Annotated in this window: 13 protein-coding genes; 6 read left to right on the top strand and 7 right to left on the bottom strand. The window is 69.5% G+C overall.

The features are described 5' to 3' along the window. Positions 1-10 precede the first annotated feature (10 nt). Positions 11-886 (bottom strand): LysR family transcriptional regulator, encoded by an 876-nt coding sequence (locus ABH936_RS08925; RefSeq protein ID WP_404603056.1) that lies wholly within the window; start codon positions 884-886, stop codon positions 11-13. A gap of 225 nt (positions 887-1,111) precedes the next feature. On the opposite strand from ABH936_RS08925, the gene gabT reads away from it, so the two are divergent. The 3 genes from gabT (at position 1,112) to ABH936_RS08910 (ending at position 5,445) form a co-directional block, all read left to right on the top strand. Continuing rightward, complete coding sequence (gabT, locus tag ABH936_RS08920) at positions 1,112-2,449, top strand: 4-aminobutyrate--2-oxoglutarate transaminase (RefSeq protein ID WP_404603055.1); 1,338 nt, start codon at positions 1,112-1,114, stop codon at positions 2,447-2,449. A 131-nt stretch (positions 2,450-2,580) separates the two neighbouring features. Further along, positions 2,581-4,035 (top strand): NAD-dependent succinate-semialdehyde dehydrogenase, encoded by a 1,455-nt coding sequence (locus tag ABH936_RS08915; protein WP_404603054.1) that lies wholly within the window; start codon positions 2,581-2,583, stop codon positions 4,033-4,035. A 24-nt stretch (positions 4,036-4,059) separates the two neighbouring features. Continuing rightward, positions 4,060-5,445, top strand: a complete 1,386-nt coding sequence (locus tag ABH936_RS08910; RefSeq protein ID WP_144694320.1) for an NAD-dependent succinate-semialdehyde dehydrogenase — start codon at positions 4,060-4,062, stop codon at positions 5,443-5,445. A 316-nt stretch (positions 5,446-5,761) separates the two neighbouring features. Here ABH936_RS08910 and ABH936_RS08905 read toward each other — a convergent pair whose 3' ends face one another. After that, the gene (locus ABH936_RS08905) at positions 5,762-7,246 is read right to left on the bottom strand and encodes an MFS transporter (protein WP_231729417.1); all 1,485 of its coding nucleotides are present in this window, start codon (positions 7,244-7,246) and stop codon (positions 5,762-5,764) included. Between the two features lie 94 nt (positions 7,247-7,340). Here ABH936_RS08905 and ABH936_RS08900 point away from each other — a divergent pair, with 94 nt between their 5' ends. Then, positions 7,341-7,835, top strand: a complete 495-nt coding sequence (locus tag ABH936_RS08900; RefSeq protein ID WP_404603053.1) for a MarR family winged helix-turn-helix transcriptional regulator — start codon at positions 7,341-7,343, stop codon at positions 7,833-7,835. 146 nt (positions 7,836-7,981) lie between these two features. Here the strand turns inward: ABH936_RS08900 and ABH936_RS08895 are convergent, their stop codons facing one another. Further along, positions 7,982-9,733: a thiamine pyrophosphate-binding protein gene (locus tag ABH936_RS08895; protein WP_082740595.1), complete on the bottom strand. Its 1,752-nt coding sequence runs from the start codon at positions 9,731-9,733 to the stop codon at positions 7,982-7,984. Continuing rightward, entirely contained in the window at positions 9,730-10,752 is a 1,023-nt protein-coding gene (gene speB, locus ABH936_RS08890) for an agmatinase (protein WP_006947199.1), read from the bottom strand. The genes ABH936_RS08895 and speB overlap by 4 nt, the downstream gene beginning before the upstream one ends. 253 nt (positions 10,753-11,005) lie before the next feature. Here speB and ABH936_RS08885 point away from each other — a divergent pair, with 253 nt between their 5' ends. Further along, on the top strand, positions 11,006-12,571 hold the full coding sequence (locus ABH936_RS08885; RefSeq protein WP_404603103.1) for a sodium:solute symporter: 1,566 nt from the start codon (positions 11,006-11,008) through the stop codon (positions 12,569-12,571). Positions 12,572-12,705: 134 nt separating this feature from the next. Next, positions 12,706-14,166, top strand: a complete 1,461-nt coding sequence (locus ABH936_RS08880; RefSeq protein WP_404603052.1) for an FAD-binding oxidoreductase — start codon at positions 12,706-12,708, stop codon at positions 14,164-14,166. A 104-nt stretch (positions 14,167-14,270) separates the two neighbouring features. On the opposite strand, the gene ABH936_RS08875 is transcribed toward ABH936_RS08880, so the two are convergent. The 3 genes from ABH936_RS08875 to ABH936_RS08865 form a co-directional block, all read right to left on the bottom strand. After that, positions 14,271-14,843 (bottom strand): helix-turn-helix domain-containing protein, encoded by a 573-nt coding sequence (locus ABH936_RS08875; protein ID WP_040015099.1) that lies wholly within the window; start codon positions 14,841-14,843, stop codon positions 14,271-14,273. An 88-nt stretch (positions 14,844-14,931) separates the two neighbouring features. Continuing rightward, on the bottom strand, positions 14,932-16,626 hold the full coding sequence (locus tag ABH936_RS08870) for a flavin monoamine oxidase family protein (protein WP_404603051.1): 1,695 nt from the start codon (positions 16,624-16,626) through the stop codon (positions 14,932-14,934). After that, complete coding sequence (locus ABH936_RS08865) at positions 16,623-18,143, bottom strand: APC family permease (protein WP_404603050.1); 1,521 nt, start codon at positions 18,141-18,143, stop codon at positions 16,623-16,625. Before ABH936_RS08865 ends, ABH936_RS08870 begins: the two co-directional genes overlap by 4 nt. Between the last annotated feature and the right edge of the window lie 188 nt (positions 18,144-18,331).

Genomic DNA, 18,331 nt, shown 5'->3' with positions numbered 1-18,331 from the left:
ACACGACTCGTCAGGCATACCTCCGTCGCGTGAACCGTGCCAGATCCTGTGCGAGCCGCTCGAGCGCGACAGCGGCGTGATGGCGACGATCCCACGCGGCGTGGAGGCGGATGCCGAGAGCGTCGCCATCAGCGTCGCGGATCGTGAGGGGCACGAGGCCGAAGCGGGGGTCGTCGGTGAGGACGCAGACGCCGCGCCCGCTGGCCGCGACGGCCTGGGCGACGACGGGTGAGGCGAACTCCGCGCGGGGTTCGACGCCGAGCTGCTCTGCGTCGAGGGCTGCGTCGAGCACGCGGCGCGCCGAGAAGCTGCGTTCGAGCAGGAGCAGGTCAGCACCCGCGAGCTCGTCGAGGTCGACGCCGTCACGCTGCGCCCACGGATGGGTCGGCGCGACGCACGCCCACAGCGGCAGGCGCGCGACGACGCGGCTGGCCAACGCCGGGGGTGGTGCGAGCGGGGCCACGGCGAGGTCGGCTCCGCGGCGCAACGTGTCGTAGACGCCGTCGACGGACGCCTCGGCGATGCTCGGCAGCGGCGCGTCGGCGGACCACGTCGCGAGCCAGGGGGCGAGGACGTCGTCGCGGGTCGTGCCGGGGCTGACGAGACGAACCCGCTGCAGACGGCCGGCTGCGACGCCGCGGGCCGCGTCACTCACGGCGTCGGCCTGGCGCAGCAGTCGACGCGCGACGGGCAGCACGTCGATGCCGGCGGAGGTGAGGCGCAGCCGCCCGTCCTCACGATCGAACAGGCGGATGCGCAGCTGCCGCTCCAACTGCTGGATCTGACGCGTGACGGCGGGTTGCCCCACGCCGAGTCGCGCCGCGCCGGCCGTCACCGTCCCGGCGTCGGCCACGGCGACGAAGCACTCGACCGCCCTCAACTCCATGCCGTCCCCTTCTGCGATCTACGTCCACATCAGCGATCTACGGTCACTTTCACCGCCCTCGGCGACTGGCCAGAGCCCATCAGCGGCCTATTCCTAACATGCATACCAATCATCGAAAATTGATATTGGACAGCATAGGCGCCAGGCCTCAGAGTGAGGGAGAACACTGATCGAGCCTGGTCACTCGCACCTCGGTTCGATCCCGCACGACGAAAGGACACGGCCATGACGTCCGTCCCCCAGGAGCGCAAGCTCGTCACCGCCATCCCCGGCCCGAAGAGCCAGGAACTGCACCAGCGGACGAAGGGCGCGGTCTCCGCGGGCGTCGGCATCGGCCTGCCGGTCTACGTCGAGCGTGCGGGCGGTGGCGTCCTCGTCGACGTCGACGGCAACCAGCTCATCGACTTCGGCTCCGGCATCGCCGTGACGAGCGTCGGCAACTCGGCGCCGAAGGTCGTCGAGAAGGCCAAGAACCAGCTCGACGACTTCACGCACACCTGCTTCATGGTGACGCCGTACGAGGAGTACACGGCCGTCTGCGAGAAGCTCAACGAGCTGACGCCCGGTGACCACGAGAAGCGTTCGGCGCTGTTCAACTCGGGCGCCGAGGCCGTCGAGAACGCCGTCAAGATCGCGCGCGTCCACACGGGCCGTCAGGCCGTCGTCGCGTTCGACCACGCCTACCACGGCCGCACGAACCTGACGATGGCGCTCACGGCCAAGAACATGCCGTACAAGCAGGGCTTCGGTCCGTTCGCGGGCGACGTCTACCGCATGCCGATGGCGTACCCGTACCGCTGGGTCGGCAACCCCGACACGATCACTGACGACGCCTTCGAGGCGTTCACGAGCGCTGTGCACGCGCAGATCGGCGAGCAGAACGTCGCTGCCGTCATCATCGAGCCCATCCAGGGTGAGGGCGGGTTCATCGTGCCGCCCACCGGCTGGTTGAAGAAGGTCGCCGACTGGTGCCGCGAGAACGGCATCGTCTTCATCGCCGACGAGGTGCAGAGCGGTTTCTGCCGCACCGGCGACTGGTTCGCGTGCGACGCCGAGGGCGTCGTGCCCGACCTCATCACGACCGCCAAGGGCATCGCGGGCGGCCTGCCGCTCGCGGCCGTGACGGGCCGCGCCGAGATCATGGACGCCGTCCACGCAGGCGGCCTCGGCGGCACCTACGGCGGCAACCCCGTCGCCTGCGCGGGCGCCCTCGGCGCCATCGAGACGATGGAGTCGGAGAACCTGCCTGCGCGCGCCAAGGAGATCGAGGCGATCTTCCGCGAGCGCCTCGGCCAGATCGCCGACACGCACGACGTCGTCGGCGACATCCGCGGACGCGGCGGCATGATGGCCGTCGAGATCGTCAAGGCCGGCACGAAGGAGCCCGACGCCGACCTGACGAAGAAGATCGCGGCCGCCGCGAACGCTCAGGGCGTCGTCACGCTGACGGCCGGCACGTACGGCAACGTCCTGCGCTTCCTGCCGCCGCTCGTCATCGGTGACGACCTGCTGCGCGAGGGCCTCGACATCATCGCCGAAGCGTTCGACTCCGCGACTGCCTGAGCGCCTGAGCGAGCACGACCATCCACAGGCTGTGTCGGATCGCCCCGCCCCGGGCGATCCGGCACAGCCGTTTCCACAGCTGCACCCGCCGTACCCGCCGGTACACCACGAATCTGGGATAGGAAAGACACATGGACTCGAAGGCTCTGATCAACGACGTGCCGAAGCAGCTGTTCGTCGACGGCGCATGGCGCGACGCCGAGGGCGGCAAGACGCTCGAGGTGACGAACCCCGCGACCGGCGAGGTCCTCGCGCGCGTCGCCGACGCCTCTCCCGCTGACGGCGACGCAGCCCTCGCCGCCGCGCACGCCGCGCAGGCGAGCTGGGCGGCCACGACGCCGCGTGAGCGTTCCGAACTGCTGCGCAAGGCGTTCGAGCTGCTCATCGAGCGTACCGACGACTTCGCGGCGCTCATGACCCTCGAGATGGGCAAGCCCTTCGCCGAGGCCAAGGGAGAGGTCGCCTATGGCGCCGAGTACTTCCGCTGGTTCGCGGAGGAGGCCGTGCGCATCAACGGCTCGTACCTGCCCGCCCCCGCGGGCGGATCGCGCCTGCTGACGATGAAGCAGCCCGTCGGCCCGTGCCTCATGATCACGCCGTGGAACTTCCCGCTCGCCATGGGCACGCGCAAGATCGGTCCGGCGCTCGCGGCCGGTTGCACGATGGTCATCAAGCCCGCCGCCGAGACGCCGCTGACGATGCTCGCCCTCGTCGCGCTTCTCGAGGAGGTCGGCGTGCCGAAGGGCGTCGTCAACGTCGTCACGACGAGCGATTCGGGCGGCGTCATGGAGCCGCTCATTCGCGACCCGCGAGCTCGCAAGCTGACGTTCACCGGCTCGACGGCTGTCGGCCGCAAGCTCGTCGAGCAGTCGGCCGAGCAGTTGCTGCGCGTGTCGATGGAACTCGGTGGCAACGCGCCCTTCGTCGTCTTCGAGGACGCTGACGTCGACGCCGCCGTCGAGGGCGCGATGGCGGCGAAGATGCGCAACATCGGTGAGGCCTGCACGGCCGCGAACCGTCTGTATGTGCACGAGTCGGTCGCCGCGGAGTTCGGCGAGAAGTTCGCCGCGAAGATGAAGGCGATGACGGTCGGCAACGGCATGGACGAGGGCGTCACCGTCGGCCCGCTCATCACCGGCAAGGCCGTGAAGAACGTCAAGCGACTCATCGACGGTGCCGTCGCCGCGGGCGCCACGAAGGTGTGCGGCGACGAGCAGGTGCCGAGCGAGGGCAACTTCGTCGCCCCCACCGTCCTGACGAACGTGACCGGTGACGACGACATCGTGCGCGAGGAGATCTTCGGCCCGGTCGCCGTGATCCAGACGTTCGCCGACGAGGACGACGTCATCGCCCGCGCGAACTCGACGGAGTACGGCCTCGCCGCGTACTTCTTCTCGAAGGACTACTCGCGGGCGCTGCGGGTCGCCGAGAAGCTCGAGTACGGCATGGTCGGCGTCAACGTCGGCGTCATCTCGAACCCGGCCGCGCCGTTCGGCGGGGTCAAGGCCTCCGGATTCGGCCGCGAGGGCGGCTTCCAGGGCATCGACGAGTACCTCGAGACCAAGTACGTGGGCATGGCGCTCTGAGCGCCTGCGACGAAGGGACATGTGATGAGTGAAGCCATCTACACGGTGACGAACCCGGCGACGGGCGAGGTCGAGGAGACCTTCCCCACCGCGACCGACGACGAGGTGATGGCCGCCCTCGAGCGCGCCTACGCCGCCCGCGAGCGGTGGCGCAAGGTGCCGCTCGAGGAGAAGATCGCGATCATCGAGCGCGTCGCGGCCGAGTACGACTCGCGTCAGGAGGAACTGGCGCGCATCATCGGAGACGAGATGGGCAAGCCCCACGGCGACGCGACAGGTGAGGTGTGGCTCTCGGGCGACATCCACGCGTACAACGCGAAGCACGCGCCGGAGGTGCTCGAGGACGAGGAACTTGACCTCGGTGAGCGTGACGGGCGGGCGTACATGCGCAAGGAGCCCGTCGGCGTCATCGTCGGCGTCATGCCGTGGAACTACCCGTACTACCAGGTCGCGCGTTTCGCGGCGCCGAACCTGCTGCTCGGCAACGTCATCCTGCTCAAGCACGCGCCGCAGTGCCCGCGTTCGGCGAAGGTGATCGAGGAGATCTACCACGCCGCCGGGGTGCCGAAGGATGTCTACCAGAACCTGTACGCGACGAACGAGCAGATCGCGATGCTCATCGACGACCCGCGCGTGCAGGGCGTGTCGCTGACGGGTTCGGAGCGCGCCGGTTCGGCCGTCGGTGAGCGTGCAGGGCGCAACCTGAAGAAGGCCGTGCTCGAGCTCGGCGGCAGCGACCCGTTCATCGTGCTGCCGGACGCCGACATCGACAAGGCTGTCGAGGACGGCATCCCCGGCCGCTTCGAGAACTCGGGCCAGGCGTGCAACGCCGCCAAGCGGTTCATCCTCATCGGCGACGAGACGTACGACAAGTTCGTGCCGAAGTTCGCCGAGGCCGTCGCCGGGTTGAAGATGGGCGACCCGCACGACGAGTCGACGAACATCGGCCCGCTCGTCACGGAGGCCGCCGCGAAGGGTATCCAGGCGCAGATCGACGACGCCGTCGACGCGGGCGCCGAGGTGGTCGTCGGTGGCAAGCGTCCTGACGGTCCGGGCGCGTACGTCACGCCGACGGTGCTCGCCGGCGTCACGCCGCAGATGCGCGCGTGGAGCGAGGAGATCTTCGGCCCCGTCGCCGTCATGTACAAGGCGGCCGACGAGGACGAGGCCGTGCGCATCGCGAACGACACGCTGTTCGGTCTCGGCGCGTCGGTGCACTCGGCTGACGTCGACGCCGCGCTGCGCGTGGCCGATCGGCTCGAGTCGGGCATGGTGTCGATCAACGAGGCCCCCGGTTCTTCGTCGGAGCTGCCGTTCGGTGGCGTCAAGCGTTCCGGTTTCGGGCGCGAGCTCGGCACGTACGGGTTCGACGAGTTCTGCAACAAGCGGATGATCCGCATCGCGGGCTGACGAAGCTCGAAGGGGCGGGGTGCACCGCAGCGAAGCGAGGATGTGCCCCGGCCCCTTCGGGCGCGCGTCGGACCGCCGAAGTGATCGCGGGCTGACGAAGTACGCCCACCTGACCCTCGGGGCCTGAGAACGCCCCACTCGTGCGTCACGTCGCACGAGTGGGGCGTTCTTGCGTCACAGCATCCCCACTTGCGCGACATGTCGCGCCATCGGGGTACTGCATCCGACGTCAGCCATTCATGACGAACGTCGCCCGCGAACGCGTCAGATCTGACGCCTTCGCGGGCGACGTTCGAGCTCACCGTGAGCGACGGGTTCAGCCCGCGACGACGGCGCCCTCCGGTGCGAGGTCGACGCCGGCCGGCTGGGCCTCGGCGTCGGGGCGCACACGTCGCGGGACGAGCATCGCGATGGCGGCGCCCGCGACGGCGGCGCAGGCCCCGATGATGAAGCACACCTTGAACGCGCCCTCCGTCGGGATGGCGGGCGTCCCCGGCGCGAGGACGGTCGTGCGGCTCGTCAGCACGGCGGCCATGACGGCGCCGGCGACGGTCGTGCCGACCGAACGCATGAGGCCGTTGACGCCGACGCTGGCGCCGGCCTCGTGCATCGGCACGTTGTCGAGGATGAGCGTCGGCATGGCGGCGTAACCGATGCCGACACCCGCCGACGCGACGCACGAGGCGACCATGAGCTGCCACGGCGCGTTCATGAGGAACAGCGCGATGACGTAGCCGATGCTGATGACGAGCGCACCGGTGGCGAGCGTCACCCGCGCACCGCGGTGCGTGATGAGCGCGCTCGAGACGGGCGCGAACGCCATCATCATGAGGCCCGCGGGAGCCATCCACAGCCCGGCGTGCAGGATCGACTGGCCGAGACCGTACCCGGTGGCCTCGGGCATCTCGAGCAGCTGCGGCACGATGATGGACTGCGCCATCATGCCGAATCCGACGAGCACGGCCGCGAGGTTCGTGAACAACACCGGGCGGCGCGCCATGGTGCGCAGGTCGACGAGCGGATCGTGGTGACGCAGCTCGTACGCGCCCCAGACGAGCAGCACGATGACACCGGCGACGATGCTGCCGATCGTGCGCCCACTGCCCCACCCCCATTCGGAGCCCTTCGAGACACCGACGAGCGCCGAGACCAGACCCACGGCGAGACCGATGATGCCGACAGGGTCGATGTGCGCCGGGTGCTCGTCGTGGATGTGCGGCACGACGAACGCCGTCAGCACGACGACGACGGCGGCGAGCACCGCGGACAGCCAGAACAGGTCGTGCCACGAGTAGTCCTGCGCGATCCACGCTGCGAGCGGCAGACCAAGCGCACCACCGACACCGAGCGTCGCGCTGACGGCGGCGACGGCGCCCGTCGCACGCGCGGGCGGAGCGACCTCGCGCACGAGACTGATGGCGACCGGGATGTAGCCCATCGCCATGCCCTGCAGCGCGCGGCCGACGAGGAACGGCGCGAGGGTGCTCGACAGCGCCGCGACGACCGAACCGAGGACGAGCAGCGTCGCCGATACGAGCAGGACTCGCTTCTTGCCGTACATGTCGGCGAGGCGGCCGGTGACGGGCATCGTCACGGCGCCGGCGAGCAGCGTCGCCGTCACCGCCCAGGAGGCGTTGCTCGCGGACGTGTGCAGCAGCTCCGGCAGTTCGCGCTGGATCGGGATGACGAGGGACTGCATGAGCGCGCCGCTGAGGCTGCCGATGCAGAGGACGGCGACGACCGTCATCGGGGAGAAGCGCATCGCGGGGGCGGCCCCGGTCGGCGCGGTGGGTGAGGACAAGTGACCACTCCGTTTGTGTAAATTACATACCTACCCGATGAGATTACATTTAGTTGTACGAAGCAACAAGCGGGGTGACGGGATGGCGGCAGACGTGGCGAGCGACATCGACACCGCCGCCGACGACGGCAACGGCGACTGTGCCCGCACCATGGCGCGCCTGCTCTCTCACTTCGACATCATGCGCCGCGCCGAGGAGCAGGCGAGCGAGTTGCGCATCGCCGAGGGCCGCCTGCTGTGGCTGCTGACGGGCGACGGCCCGCCGCGCACGCTCAAGCAGATCGCGTGCGAACTTGAGCTCGAGCAGTCGACGGCGAACCGTCAGGTCAACGCTGCGGTGCGGGCCGGCGTCGTCCGGCGATTCCGCGAATCCGGGTCTCACGCTTGGCTCTTCGAGGCGAGCGACGACGGCGCGGCGCTCTACGAGCGCAGCGTCGGACGTCACCTCGACCGCGTCGACGACGCCCTCGCCGCTCTGCCCGCCGGCGAACGCGAACGTCTCGTCAGCTCGTTCGCGACGTTCATCGACGCCTACAAGGAACCGTCGGCGACCTCACCCCACGGCTCACCGCGCGACGACACGTCCTGAGAGTCCCCGGCCACACCGCGAAGCCGCCGTGACCGTCACCCTCGCCATCCCGTACCCAACGGCGATCTACGTCCACATCGGCGATTTTCGTTCACCTTCGTGAAGGTGAACGAAAATCGCAGATGTGAACGGGAATCGCAGAGGGGTCAGCTCATCGCGAACATCTCGAGGTGGGTCTTGACGACGATGACGCGCGGGCCGTTGACATCGGCGGCGAACGTCGCGCGCAGGGCGTCCGTCAACTCGCCGTAGCCGACCTCGTCACCCACAGCCACCTCTTGAGCCTCGACACCGAACGACTCCGCCAAGGCGACGAAGTCCGGCCGTGCCAGTTCGGTGTGCGTCGCCTGGCCGAACGTCGCCTCCATGTACTCGCGCAGGATGCCGTAGCCGCCGTCGTCGACGATGAGCCACGTGACGGGGATGCCGTGTTGCACGGCCGTCGCGAGTTCGGCGATCGAGTACATCGACGAGCCGTCACCAGCGACGGCGACGACGCGCTCGTGCCCGCCGACGGAGAACGCCGCGTCGACGTCCGTCAGCTTCGCGCCGCGCTTCTCCGCGAGCGCGACGGCGCCGCCGAGCGCGGCCGGGAACGCGAACCCGAGCCCGCCGGCGCCCTGACCCGAGTGGAAGCCGCCGGAGCGGCCGTCCCAGCAGTTCCAGGCCCAGTAGGCGGCGATCGTCATGTCCCAGAACGTCGGCACCTCGTCGGGGATGCCGGCGCGGATGGCGTCCATGAACGCGCGCTCGTGGGCGAGATCCTGACCGTCGAGCCGGGCGACGATCGCCTTGCGCACTTCGGCAGCACGCTCGGCTCCCGACGCGCGCCCCGCGGGCGCCTCTGCCGGGAACGCCGCGACGAACGCATCGAGCGCCGCCTTCGCGTCGCACGCGATGCCGAGCGCGGGGTGGTTCGACTCGAGCACGCGCGGCTCGGCGTCGACGTGGATGAGCTTGCCGGCGGGCTTCAGCGTGAAGTAGTTCGACGTCACCTCGCCGAGCGAGGTGCCGACCGCGAGCAGGACGTCGGCGTCCGCGAGGAGGTCGGTGACGGCGCGGTCCTCGACCCACGACCCCATCGACAACGGGTGATCGACCGGAAAACCCGAGTTGCCACCCGGCGAGCAGACGACGGGTGCGTCGAGCTTCTCCGCCAGGGCGAGCAGCGCCCTCTCGGCGCCGGCGCGGCGCACGCCACCACCGGCGACGATGGCAGGGCGCTTCGCGCCCGCGAGCAACTTCACTGCAGCCCAGACGAGTTCGGGGCGCGGCCCCTCCGGCGTCGGCGCCGAGACGGCCGTGCGGATCGGCGGGATCTCCGTCTTCGCGAGCAGCACGTCCTGCGGCACCTCGACCCACACGGGCCCGCGCGGATACGTCATCGCCTCGACCCACGCCGACTCGATGGCCGTCGGGATGGCGGCGTGGTGCGTCACCGTGCGCTGCGACTTCGTCACGTCGATGGCGGCGCGGCGCTGCTCGTCGAGCTGGTGCAGCATGCCGCGACGCGCGCCGCCGAGGCCCGAGACGGGCACCTGCGAGGCGACGACGACCATCGGCACGCTCGTCGCGTACGCCTCCTGCAGCCCGGGCAGCGCCGTCAGGGCACCCGGCCCGGTCGACAGGAACAGCGCAGCCGGCTTGCCTGAGACGCGCGAGTAGCCGTCGGCCGCGAAGGCTGCGTTGTTCTCGACGCGCGAGCTCATGAAGTGCAGCCCCGAGCGGCGCAGCGCGTCGAACAGGCCCAGCGCATGCTGACCGGGAATGCCGAACACCGTCGTCGTGCCGAGCGCTTCGAGCGTCTCGACGACGAGGTCGCCACCGTTGCGGATCTTCTCGCCCTCGCCCGTCGGCGCGACGGCTTCGGGCTCGGGGTGACGGATCTGCTCGCTCACCGCTGGGCCCCGTACACCGTGCCGGACTCGCCGTACGCGGGCCCGCCGGGCGCGGCGTCCGCACCGAGCGCGAGCAGCGACATGTACTCGTAGACGACGTTGGCGGCGGCCAGGCCCGTCAGCTCGGCGTGGTCGTAGGGCGGTGCGACCTCGACGACGTCGGCGCCGATGAGGTTCGTGCCGCGCAGGCCGCGCAGGATCTCGAGCAGCTCACGCGACGTCAGACCGCCCGGCTCGGGGGTGCCGGTGCCCGGCGCGTGCGCGGGGTCGAGCACGTCGATGTCGAGCGAGACGTACAGCGGACGGTCGCCGACGCGCTCGCGCAGGAACCCGACGACCTCGTCGACGCCCATGCGCATGACGTCGTTGCTCGTCACGACACCGAAGCCGAAGCGCGCGTCGTCCTCGAGGTCCTGCGTGCCGTACAGCGGGCCGCGCGTGCCGACGTGGCAGACGCCGGAGGAGTCGATGAGGCCCTCCTCGAACGCCCGGCGGAACGGCGTCCCGTGCGTGTACTCGGCGCCGAAGTAGGTGTCCCACGTGTCGAGGTGCGCGTCGAAGTGCAGCAGCGCGACGGGGCCGTGCTTCTTCGCGTGCGCGCGCAGCAGCGGCAGGGCGAGGGTGTGGTCGCCGCCGATCGTGATGAGCGAGGTGCCCTCGTCGACGAACTGACGTGCACCCTCCTCCGCTTCCTTCAGCGCCGACTCGATGTCGAACGGGTTGAGCGCGATGTCACCGGCATCGGCAATCTGCATCTGCGCGAACGGCGACACGGACTGCGCCGGGTTGAACGGGCGCAGCAGACGCGAGCTCTCGCGCACGTGCGTCGCGCCGAAACGCGCACCGGGGCGGTAGGAGACGCCGGTGTCGAACGGCATGCCGACGACGGCGACGTCGGCCTTCGAGACGTCCTCGATGCGCGGCAGGCGCGCGAACGTGCCGAGGCCGGCGTACCGCGGCGTGAGGGCGGCATTGACGGGCCCGACGTTGCCGCCGGCCTCGATGCGGGGGTGATCCATCTCGTCCTCTTCCTCTTCCGACGAGGCGTGCGCACGCCCGGTGCGAGCACCCCGTCGAGCCGTCGAACGGCCACTCATCAGGTCACGATCAGATTAACGGACGTGTTTACCAATGCGAATCTCTCGTTTGTCACGAGTCGATCTCGTATATTCATACGGTTCACCGTGGACTCATGCCAGAGCCATGCCACCCGGATCCAAGGAGGCCCTCGTGGACCTCAACCTCGTGATCGTCGTCCTCTACCTCGTCGCCATGCTCGGCTTCGGGTTCTGGGGCCGCTCGCGCACCCAGAACTCCAGCGACTACCTCGTCGCCGGCCGCCGCCTCGGCACCTTCCTCTACACCGGCACGATGGCGGCCGTCGTCCTCGGTGGCGCCTCCACGGTCGGCGGGGTCGGCCTCGGCTACAAGATGGGGTTGTCGGGCATGTGGCTCGTCGTCGCCATCGGCGTCGGCGTGCTCCTGCTGTCGCTGCTGTTCGCCGGCACCATCTCGAAGCTGCGCGTCTACACCGTCAGCGACATGCTGAAACTGCGCTACGGCAGCAAGAGCGCCGCGGGCGCGTCCAGCATCGTCATGATGCTCTACACGATGTTCCTCGTCGTCACCTCGACCGGCGCGTACGCCACCGTCCTGCACGTGCTGACGGGCCTCGACAGCTGGATCTGCATCGCCATCGGCGGCGCCGTCGTGCTCGTGTACTCCGTCATCGGCGGCATGTGGTCGATCACCCTGGCCGACCAGGTGCAGTTCATCATCAAGACGATCGGCATCTTTGCGCTCATGCTGCCGTTCGTGCTCGTCAAGGCCGACGGCTTCTCCGGCATCCGCGAGCGCCTGGGCGACGACTACTTCGCCATCGCCGGCGGCAAGGTCGGCGCCGACACGCAGACGATCATCACGTGGTTCGTCGTCTACATGTTCGGCATGCTCATCGGCCAGGACATCTGGCAGCGCGTCTTCACCGCGCGCACCCCGAAGGTAGCGCGTCTCGGCGGCACCATGGCCGGTGTCTACTGCATCCTCTACGGCGCGGCCGGCGCGATCATCGGCATGGGCGCGCACGCCGTCCTCGGCGACGGCATCAAGGCGAAGAACGACGTCTACGCCGAGGTCGCCGACAAGATCCTGCCCGTCGGCATCGGCGGTCTCGTGCTCGCCGCCGCCGTCGCGGCGATGATGTCGACGGCGTCCGGCGCGCTCATCGCGTGCGCGACGGTGGCCCGCAACGACGTCGTCCCGTTCCTGACGGGCCATGCCCGCGCCGTCGACGACGTCGCCGTCGACGCCTACAGCGACCACGACGCCCTGAAGAGCACAGGCTCGCACGCCGCGAACGATGATGCGTCCGACCCGCACAGTGAGAAGAACATCCGCGAGAACCGCGCGTTCGTCCTCGGCCTCGGCGTGCTGACGGTGCTCATCTCGATCCTCATGGCGCGCCTCGACAACGGCGGCGACCTCGTCGTCGCGTCGCTGACGGTGGCGTACGACATCCTCGTCGGCGGCCTGCTCGTCGCCATCCTCGGCGGTTTCGTGTGGAAACGCGCCAACGGCGCGGGCGCCGCGATCTCGATGCTCGTCGGCACGCTCGTCACCGTGGCCGGGATGGTCTACCAGGCGAACAAGCTCGGCGACACCCTGAGCCGCATCCTCGCCAATGAGCCGATCTACTACGGCCTCATCGCCTCGCTCGTCACGTTCGTCGTCGCTTCCCTCGCGACGCCAAAGACGGACGACGCGGTGCGCGCCGAGTGGGACGCCCGCGTCCACCGCCCCGCCGACGTCGAACTCGACGCCACGCCGACCGCACGCTGAGGCACTTGCCCGCCGCGGCTTGACGATGCCGCCGTCCGCTCGCACGCTGGAGCGGACGGCGGCATCGGCGTCCCTGCTGAGTCACGACGCGCCCCATCGCGCCCCGAAGACCGCCCACCTCACGAGGAGACCGCATGAGCACCCCCGATCAGCGCGAGCAGCCCACCCCCGACGAGGCTTCCGCGGCCACGGCACCAGCCGTCCCGAAAGCGGACGACCTCGACGCCCTCGCCGCGCAGCTGAGCGGCACGCTCGTCACCGACCCCGACGTCGTCGACGCCGCGAGCCGTGACCGCTCCCCCGTCGAAGAGGTGGGTGCGGCCATCGCGCTCGTGCGCGCGACGTGCCGTGACGACGTCGTCGCGACGCTGCGGTGGGCGAACGAGCGTGGCGTGCCCGTCATCACGCGGGGTGCGGGCACCGGGCTGTCGGGTGGCGCGAACGCGATCGACGGGTGCGTCGTGCTCGATGTCTCCCGTATGAACGCGATCAAGACCATCAACCCTGCCGAGCGCATCGCCGTCGTCGAACCGGGTGTGCTGAACGGCGATCTGTCGGACGCTGTGCGTGAGCAGGGCCTGTTCTATCCCCCGGACCCGGGCTCGTGGCGCATCTCCTCGATCGGCGGCAACGTCGCGACGAACGCCGGGGGCCTGTGCTGCGTCAAGTACGGGGTGACGAAGAAGTTCGTGCGTGCGCTCGAGGTCGTGCTCGCCGACGGCAGCGTCATGCGCACCGGCACTCCGACGGCGAAGGGCGTCGCGGGGTACGACCTCACGGGCCTCATCGTCGGGTCGGAGGGCACGCTCGGTGTCGTCACGGAGGTGACGCTCGCTCTCGTCCCGGCGCCTGACGACGAACTGGTCGCCGTCGCACTGTTCGACTCGGCGTCGCGTGCGTGCGAGGTGGCGGCAACCTACCTCGAGGCCGGCGGGCGCCCGTCGATGCTGGAGTTCATGGACGGCCCGACGCTCGCCGCGGTGCAGCGCATGGCCGATCTCGGCTTCGACGAGTCCGTCGACGGCATGCTCATCGTCGGGTGTGACGACGCCACACGTCAGGACGTCGAGTTCGCGGCGTTCTCGCGCCTCGCCGAGGAGGCCGGCGCGGAGGTGTTCGTCGCCGAATCCGTCGCGGAGTCACTGCAGTTCACCGCTGCGCGGCGCCTCGTCGGCAACGCGTTCGAGGCGATGGGCCGCGACCTCGTCGACGACGTCTGCGTGCCTCTGCGACGCACCGGCGAACTCGTCGACGGCGTGCGGGCGCTCGGCAAGAAGCACCGCGTACGCGTCGCGACGGCCGGCCACCTCGGCGACGGCAACATGCACCCCGCCGTGCTCTACTCCCCCGGCGACACTCCCGAGGCCGTGGACGAGAAGCGTCGCGCTTACGCCGCGTTCGAGGAGATCATGCAGCTCGGCCTCGATCTCGGCGGCACCATCACCGGTGAGCACGGCATCGGGCGCCTCAAGGCGAGCATGCTGCCCGTCGAGCTCGGCGAGACGAACACGCGCATCCAGCGCGAACTGCGGCGCGTCTTCGACCCGAATGGGACCCTCAACCCGGGTGTGAACCTTGCGAGCGATCACTCTTGATATCGAGCGCGCGCAGCATCCGCAGCTACCTCGAAGCCGTCGGTGGCACCCTCGTCAGCCAGTGCGTCGAGGGTGACAACCACGTGCAGGTGCCCTGAGCCCCGTCAACGCGCGACGGGGATGAGGGTGAAGATGACGACGCTCTCGCCGTCGGCGGCGTTGCGCCAGGTGTGTGGTTCGCGGCCGGGGAAGGTGAGGGTGTCGCCGGCCTCGAGTCGGTGCGTGGCGTCGTGCAGCGTCACGTCGAGCGCGCCGGAGACGACGTGCCAGATCTCGAGCTCGCAGTCGATGGCGTACGGTTCGGCCTCACCGGCCCCGCCGGGTTGGATGACGGCGCGCAGCATCTGCACGGAACGTTCCTGACGACCCGTGACGAGGCGCTCGTCGATGCCCGTGCCGCCCATGTCGACGACCGGCGCGTCGGCAAGCTTGATGAGCGACGTGCGGGGTGCCTCGAAGAGCGAGCCGACCTCGATCTGCAGCACCTGGCACAGCGTCACGAGAGAGGCGACGGACGGCGACGTGAGGTCGCGTTCGACGCGGCTGAGAAACCCCTTCGTCATGCCGGCGAGCTGCGCGGCCTGCTCGAGGGTGTAGCGGCGCGCCAGCCGGGCGTTGCGCAGCCGGGCGCCGATGGCGACGTTCTCACGCACCCCTTGCACTGGTAGTGACTTCACGCCGACTCCCCCTTGGTTGTATTGCGGTAAACCCTACGCCGGATCTCACCGCTCTCCCCAGAAAAGCCGTCAGAGTCCATTTTCGCCGTCAGTCCAGGGCGATGGGGCCGTACTCGCCGAGCAGCTCCCCTGGCCCGGGGTTTTCCGGAGACGAACTTCCGCCGAGGTGACGGACCACACCCCACACCGCGTTGAGGCCGGTCTGGACGGCGCCCTCGGCCCAACCGGCCGTCCACGAGATGTCGTCGCCGGCGAGGAAGATACCGCGCTGGTGCTCCGGCAGCTCGTCCTGGGTGAAGTGGGTGAACAGCCGCTGCTGATACCGGTAGTGCCCCGGCAGGTTGGCCTTGAACGCGCCCATGAAGTTGGGGTCGGATTCCCACGAGACGGTGATCGGCTGGCCGATGATGTGGCTCGCGATGTCGACGTCCGGGTAGATCTGGGCGAGCGAGTGCAGCATGAGCTCGACGCGCTCGTCGGCATCGAGCGCGAGCCACTTGAGCGCGTCGTCGTTCCACGTGTACGACAGCAGGATGACGGCGGGCCGGTCCGGGCCGTCGTCGAGCAGGTAGGTGGCGCGGTTGAGGCGGTCGGTGAGGGTCATCGACATGACGTCACGGCCCGTGGCGGGGTCGATGTCCTTCCAGAACGGGCGATCGACCATGACGAACGTCTTCGAACTGCTCATGTAGTGGCTGCGCTCGATCGCCATCCACATCTGCGGGCTGAACAGCGCCTCCTCGGTCGTGATGCGCGTCGACAGCAACCACGACTGGCACGTCGTGACGAGCGCCGGGTACGTCGCCTTGCGCCCCCATCGCTCGGTGACCTCGAGGTCGCGGCTCTCATGACGCCGGATGGCGGCGACGGCGCCGCGCGGCGCCCCGTCGTGCAGGCTCGCCAGGGTGGTGCCGGCCGGCCAATGGGCGAGCTTCTCGGGCGCGTGCGACCACAACGCCTCGGGCAACTTCTGCGCTCCGCCGAGGATGCGGCGGTGCTGATCGTCGGCGTCGGTGTAGACGACGCGCAGGATCTCGAGGATGGAGTTCGGGAAGTCCGTGTCCCAGCCACCCGTGCCGAAACCGACCTGACCGAACGCCTCACGCGCCGCGAAACCGGCCTTCTTGAACGATTCGGAGGCGGCGATGAAGCCGTAGAACGTCTGCTCGTCCATCGTCGGCACGAGCTCGTTCCAGATCTGCTTGATGCGCTTCGTGTCACGAGCGCGGATGGCGTCCTGCATCTCGGTGAAGCGCGCGCCGTCGTCGACGGCGGCCTTCCACGCGTCCGCGACGTCGCGGAAGAACTGCGGCAGTTCGTCGGGCGTGCGCGCGTAGTGCGCCTCGCCGCCGAGCTCGATGACGGTGCTCGGCGTGACGTCCGACAGCGGGTTCGGGAACGCCTCCGTCTCGAGGCCCATCGCGTCGATGTAGTGGTAGAGCGCGCGGCCGGAGACGGGGAAACGCATGCCCCCGAGGTCGGCGACGACGTCCGGGGCGGCGCTGAAACTGTCGGTGCGCAACCGGCCACCGATGCGGTCGGCCTCGTGGACGACGGGCTTGAGGCCCAGCTTCATCAGCTCGTATGCGGTGATGAGGCCTGACAGGCCGGCGCCGACGACGGCGACCTCGGTGCCGTACATCTCCTCCGGCACGCTGCCGAGGCCCGCGGGGTGGGTGAGGTATTCGTCGTAGCTGAACGGGAAGTCGGGGTTGAGCATCGTGACGGGCGCATCGCCCGCGTGCTTGTCGCGATCGTGCGGGAACTCGGTGACAGCGGTCATCGCGGGGTGTCTCCTTCTCGGAGTGGATGGTCGGGGTCGAGGTCGTCTTCGAGGTGACGCTCATAGGTCGCCTGGTCGAGCGTGGCGAGGCGGGAGTGACGGCGGCCGTAGCCGAGGTAGACGGCGATGCCGACGGCCATCCACACGCCGAACACGATCCACGTCGAGGAACTGAGGTTGGCCATGAGGTAGAGACAGATGAGCGCGCCGGCGGCCGGCAGCAGCGGGTACAGCGGCACCGTGAATGCGCGCGGCAGCTTCGGGTTGCGCACGCGCAGATAGATGACGGCGACGTTGACGAGGGCGAACGCGAACAGCGTGCCGATGCTCGTCGCGTCGGCCAACTCACCGAGCGGGATGAGGCCCGCCGTCACCGCGACGACGCCGCCGACGATCAGGGTGCTGCGCACCGGCGTGGCCGTCTGCGGGGAGATGACGCCGAAGACGCGCGGCACGAGGCCGTCGCGCGACATCGACAACAGGATGCGGATCTGGCCGAACAGCACCGTCAGCACGACGCTGAAGATGGCGAGCACCGACGTCACCGCGAAGATGAACGCGACCCACGAGGCCCCCGTGATCTCACGCATGATCTGCACGAGCGGCGCCTCGCGCCCGTCGAACCAGTGCCACTCGCGGGCTCCGATGGCGGCGACGGCGACCGCGACGTACAGCACCGTCACGATGATCATGGACAGCAGGATCGAGCGCGGCAGATCCCGCTTCGGATCGCGCGCCTCCTCACCGGCCGTGGATGCGGCGTCGAAACCGATGTACGAGAAGAACACGGTGCTCGCGGCGGCGGAGACGCCCGCGGCACCCATCGGGGCCAGCGGTGCGAAGTTGCCCGCCTTGAACGCGGTGAACGCGACCGCGCAGAAGAAGACGAGGATGGCGATCTTCAGCACGACGATGATCGTGTTGACGCGCGCACTCTCCCGCGCGCCGCGTGCGAGCAGGGCCGTCGCGAGCAGGACGACGAGGGCTGCGGGGACGTTGACGACGCCGCCCGCCCCGGGTGGGTTCGCGACGGCCTCGGGCAGGCCCAGGCCGAACGAGTCGAGTGTCTCGTTGACGTACTGCCCCGCCCCGACGGCGACGGCCGCGACGCTCACCGCGTACTCGAGGACGAGACACCACCCGCACACCCACGCGAGGCCCTCACCCATCGTCGCGTAGGTGTAGCTGTAGCTCGACCCGGCGACGGGCACGAGGCCCGCCATCTCGGCGTAGGAGAACGCCGACAGCAGCGCGGCGACGCCGGCGATGACGAACGAGATCCAGATCGCCGGGCCAGCCTCGGGCACCGTCTCACCGAGGACGACGAGGATGCCGGTGCCGAGCGTCGCCCCGACCGAGATCATCGTCAGCTGCAGGACACCGAAACTGCGGTGCAGGCTGCGCCCGGCGGAGGTCGCCTCGGCCTGCGCGAGCGTCAGCCCGATCGGCTTGCGCCGCAGGAGCTGGGCGCCGAACGGGAGTCTCGAACGCGCCTGCTCGTCGAGCGATGAGGACACGGGGCACCTCTCGAAGGGGTCTGTGGGCCAGACCACGATGTCACACATCGCCGAGTTGTTTCGTGTTGGGAAACGCATGTGCTTCGACGTGGCGAGAGGTGAAGACGAGCGTTCTGGCTGGATGCGAGTGGTCTGCCGCTCGTGGTCAGTCATGCCGCTCGTTCTTGCTCGCCGGCGCGGGCACGCCG

The sequence above is a fragment of the Dermacoccus sp. GAS27A genome, assembly GCF_044909235.1.
Classification (GTDB): domain Bacteria; phylum Actinomycetota; class Actinomycetes; order Actinomycetales; family Dermatophilaceae; genus Dermacoccus; species Dermacoccus nishinomiyaensis.
The sequence above is the reverse complement of the archived record's forward strand: the minus strand, read 5'-3'. Positions and strand labels throughout refer to the sequence as shown.

What these genes read in the sequence shown, in the direction of transcription:
- ABH936_RS08925 (WP_404603056.1), bottom strand. Translation starts at nt 886, where the DNA reads ATGGAGTTGAGGGCGGTCGAGTGCTTCGTCGCCGTGGCCGACGCCGGG.
- gabT (WP_404603055.1), top strand. Translation starts at nt 1,112, where the DNA reads ATGACGTCCGTCCCCCAGGAGCGCAAGCTCGTCACCGCCATCCCCGGC.
- ABH936_RS08915 (WP_404603054.1), top strand. Translation starts at nt 2,581, where the DNA reads ATGGACTCGAAGGCTCTGATCAACGACGTGCCGAAGCAGCTGTTCGTC.
- ABH936_RS08910 (WP_144694320.1), top strand. Translation starts at nt 4,060, where the DNA reads ATGAGTGAAGCCATCTACACGGTGACGAACCCGGCGACGGGCGAGGTC.
- speB (WP_006947199.1), bottom strand. Translation starts at nt 10,752, where the DNA reads ATGGATCACCCCCGCATCGAGGCCGGCGGCAACGTCGGGCCCGTCAAT.
- ABH936_RS08885 (WP_404603103.1), top strand. Translation starts at nt 11,006, where the DNA reads ATGCTCGGCTTCGGGTTCTGGGGCCGCTCGCGCACCCAGAACTCCAGC.
- ABH936_RS08880 (WP_404603052.1), top strand. Translation starts at nt 12,706, where the DNA reads ATGAGCACCCCCGATCAGCGCGAGCAGCCCACCCCCGACGAGGCTTCC.
- ABH936_RS08870 (WP_404603051.1), bottom strand. Translation starts at nt 16,626, where the DNA reads ATGACCGCTGTCACCGAGTTCCCGCACGATCGCGACAAGCACGCGGGC.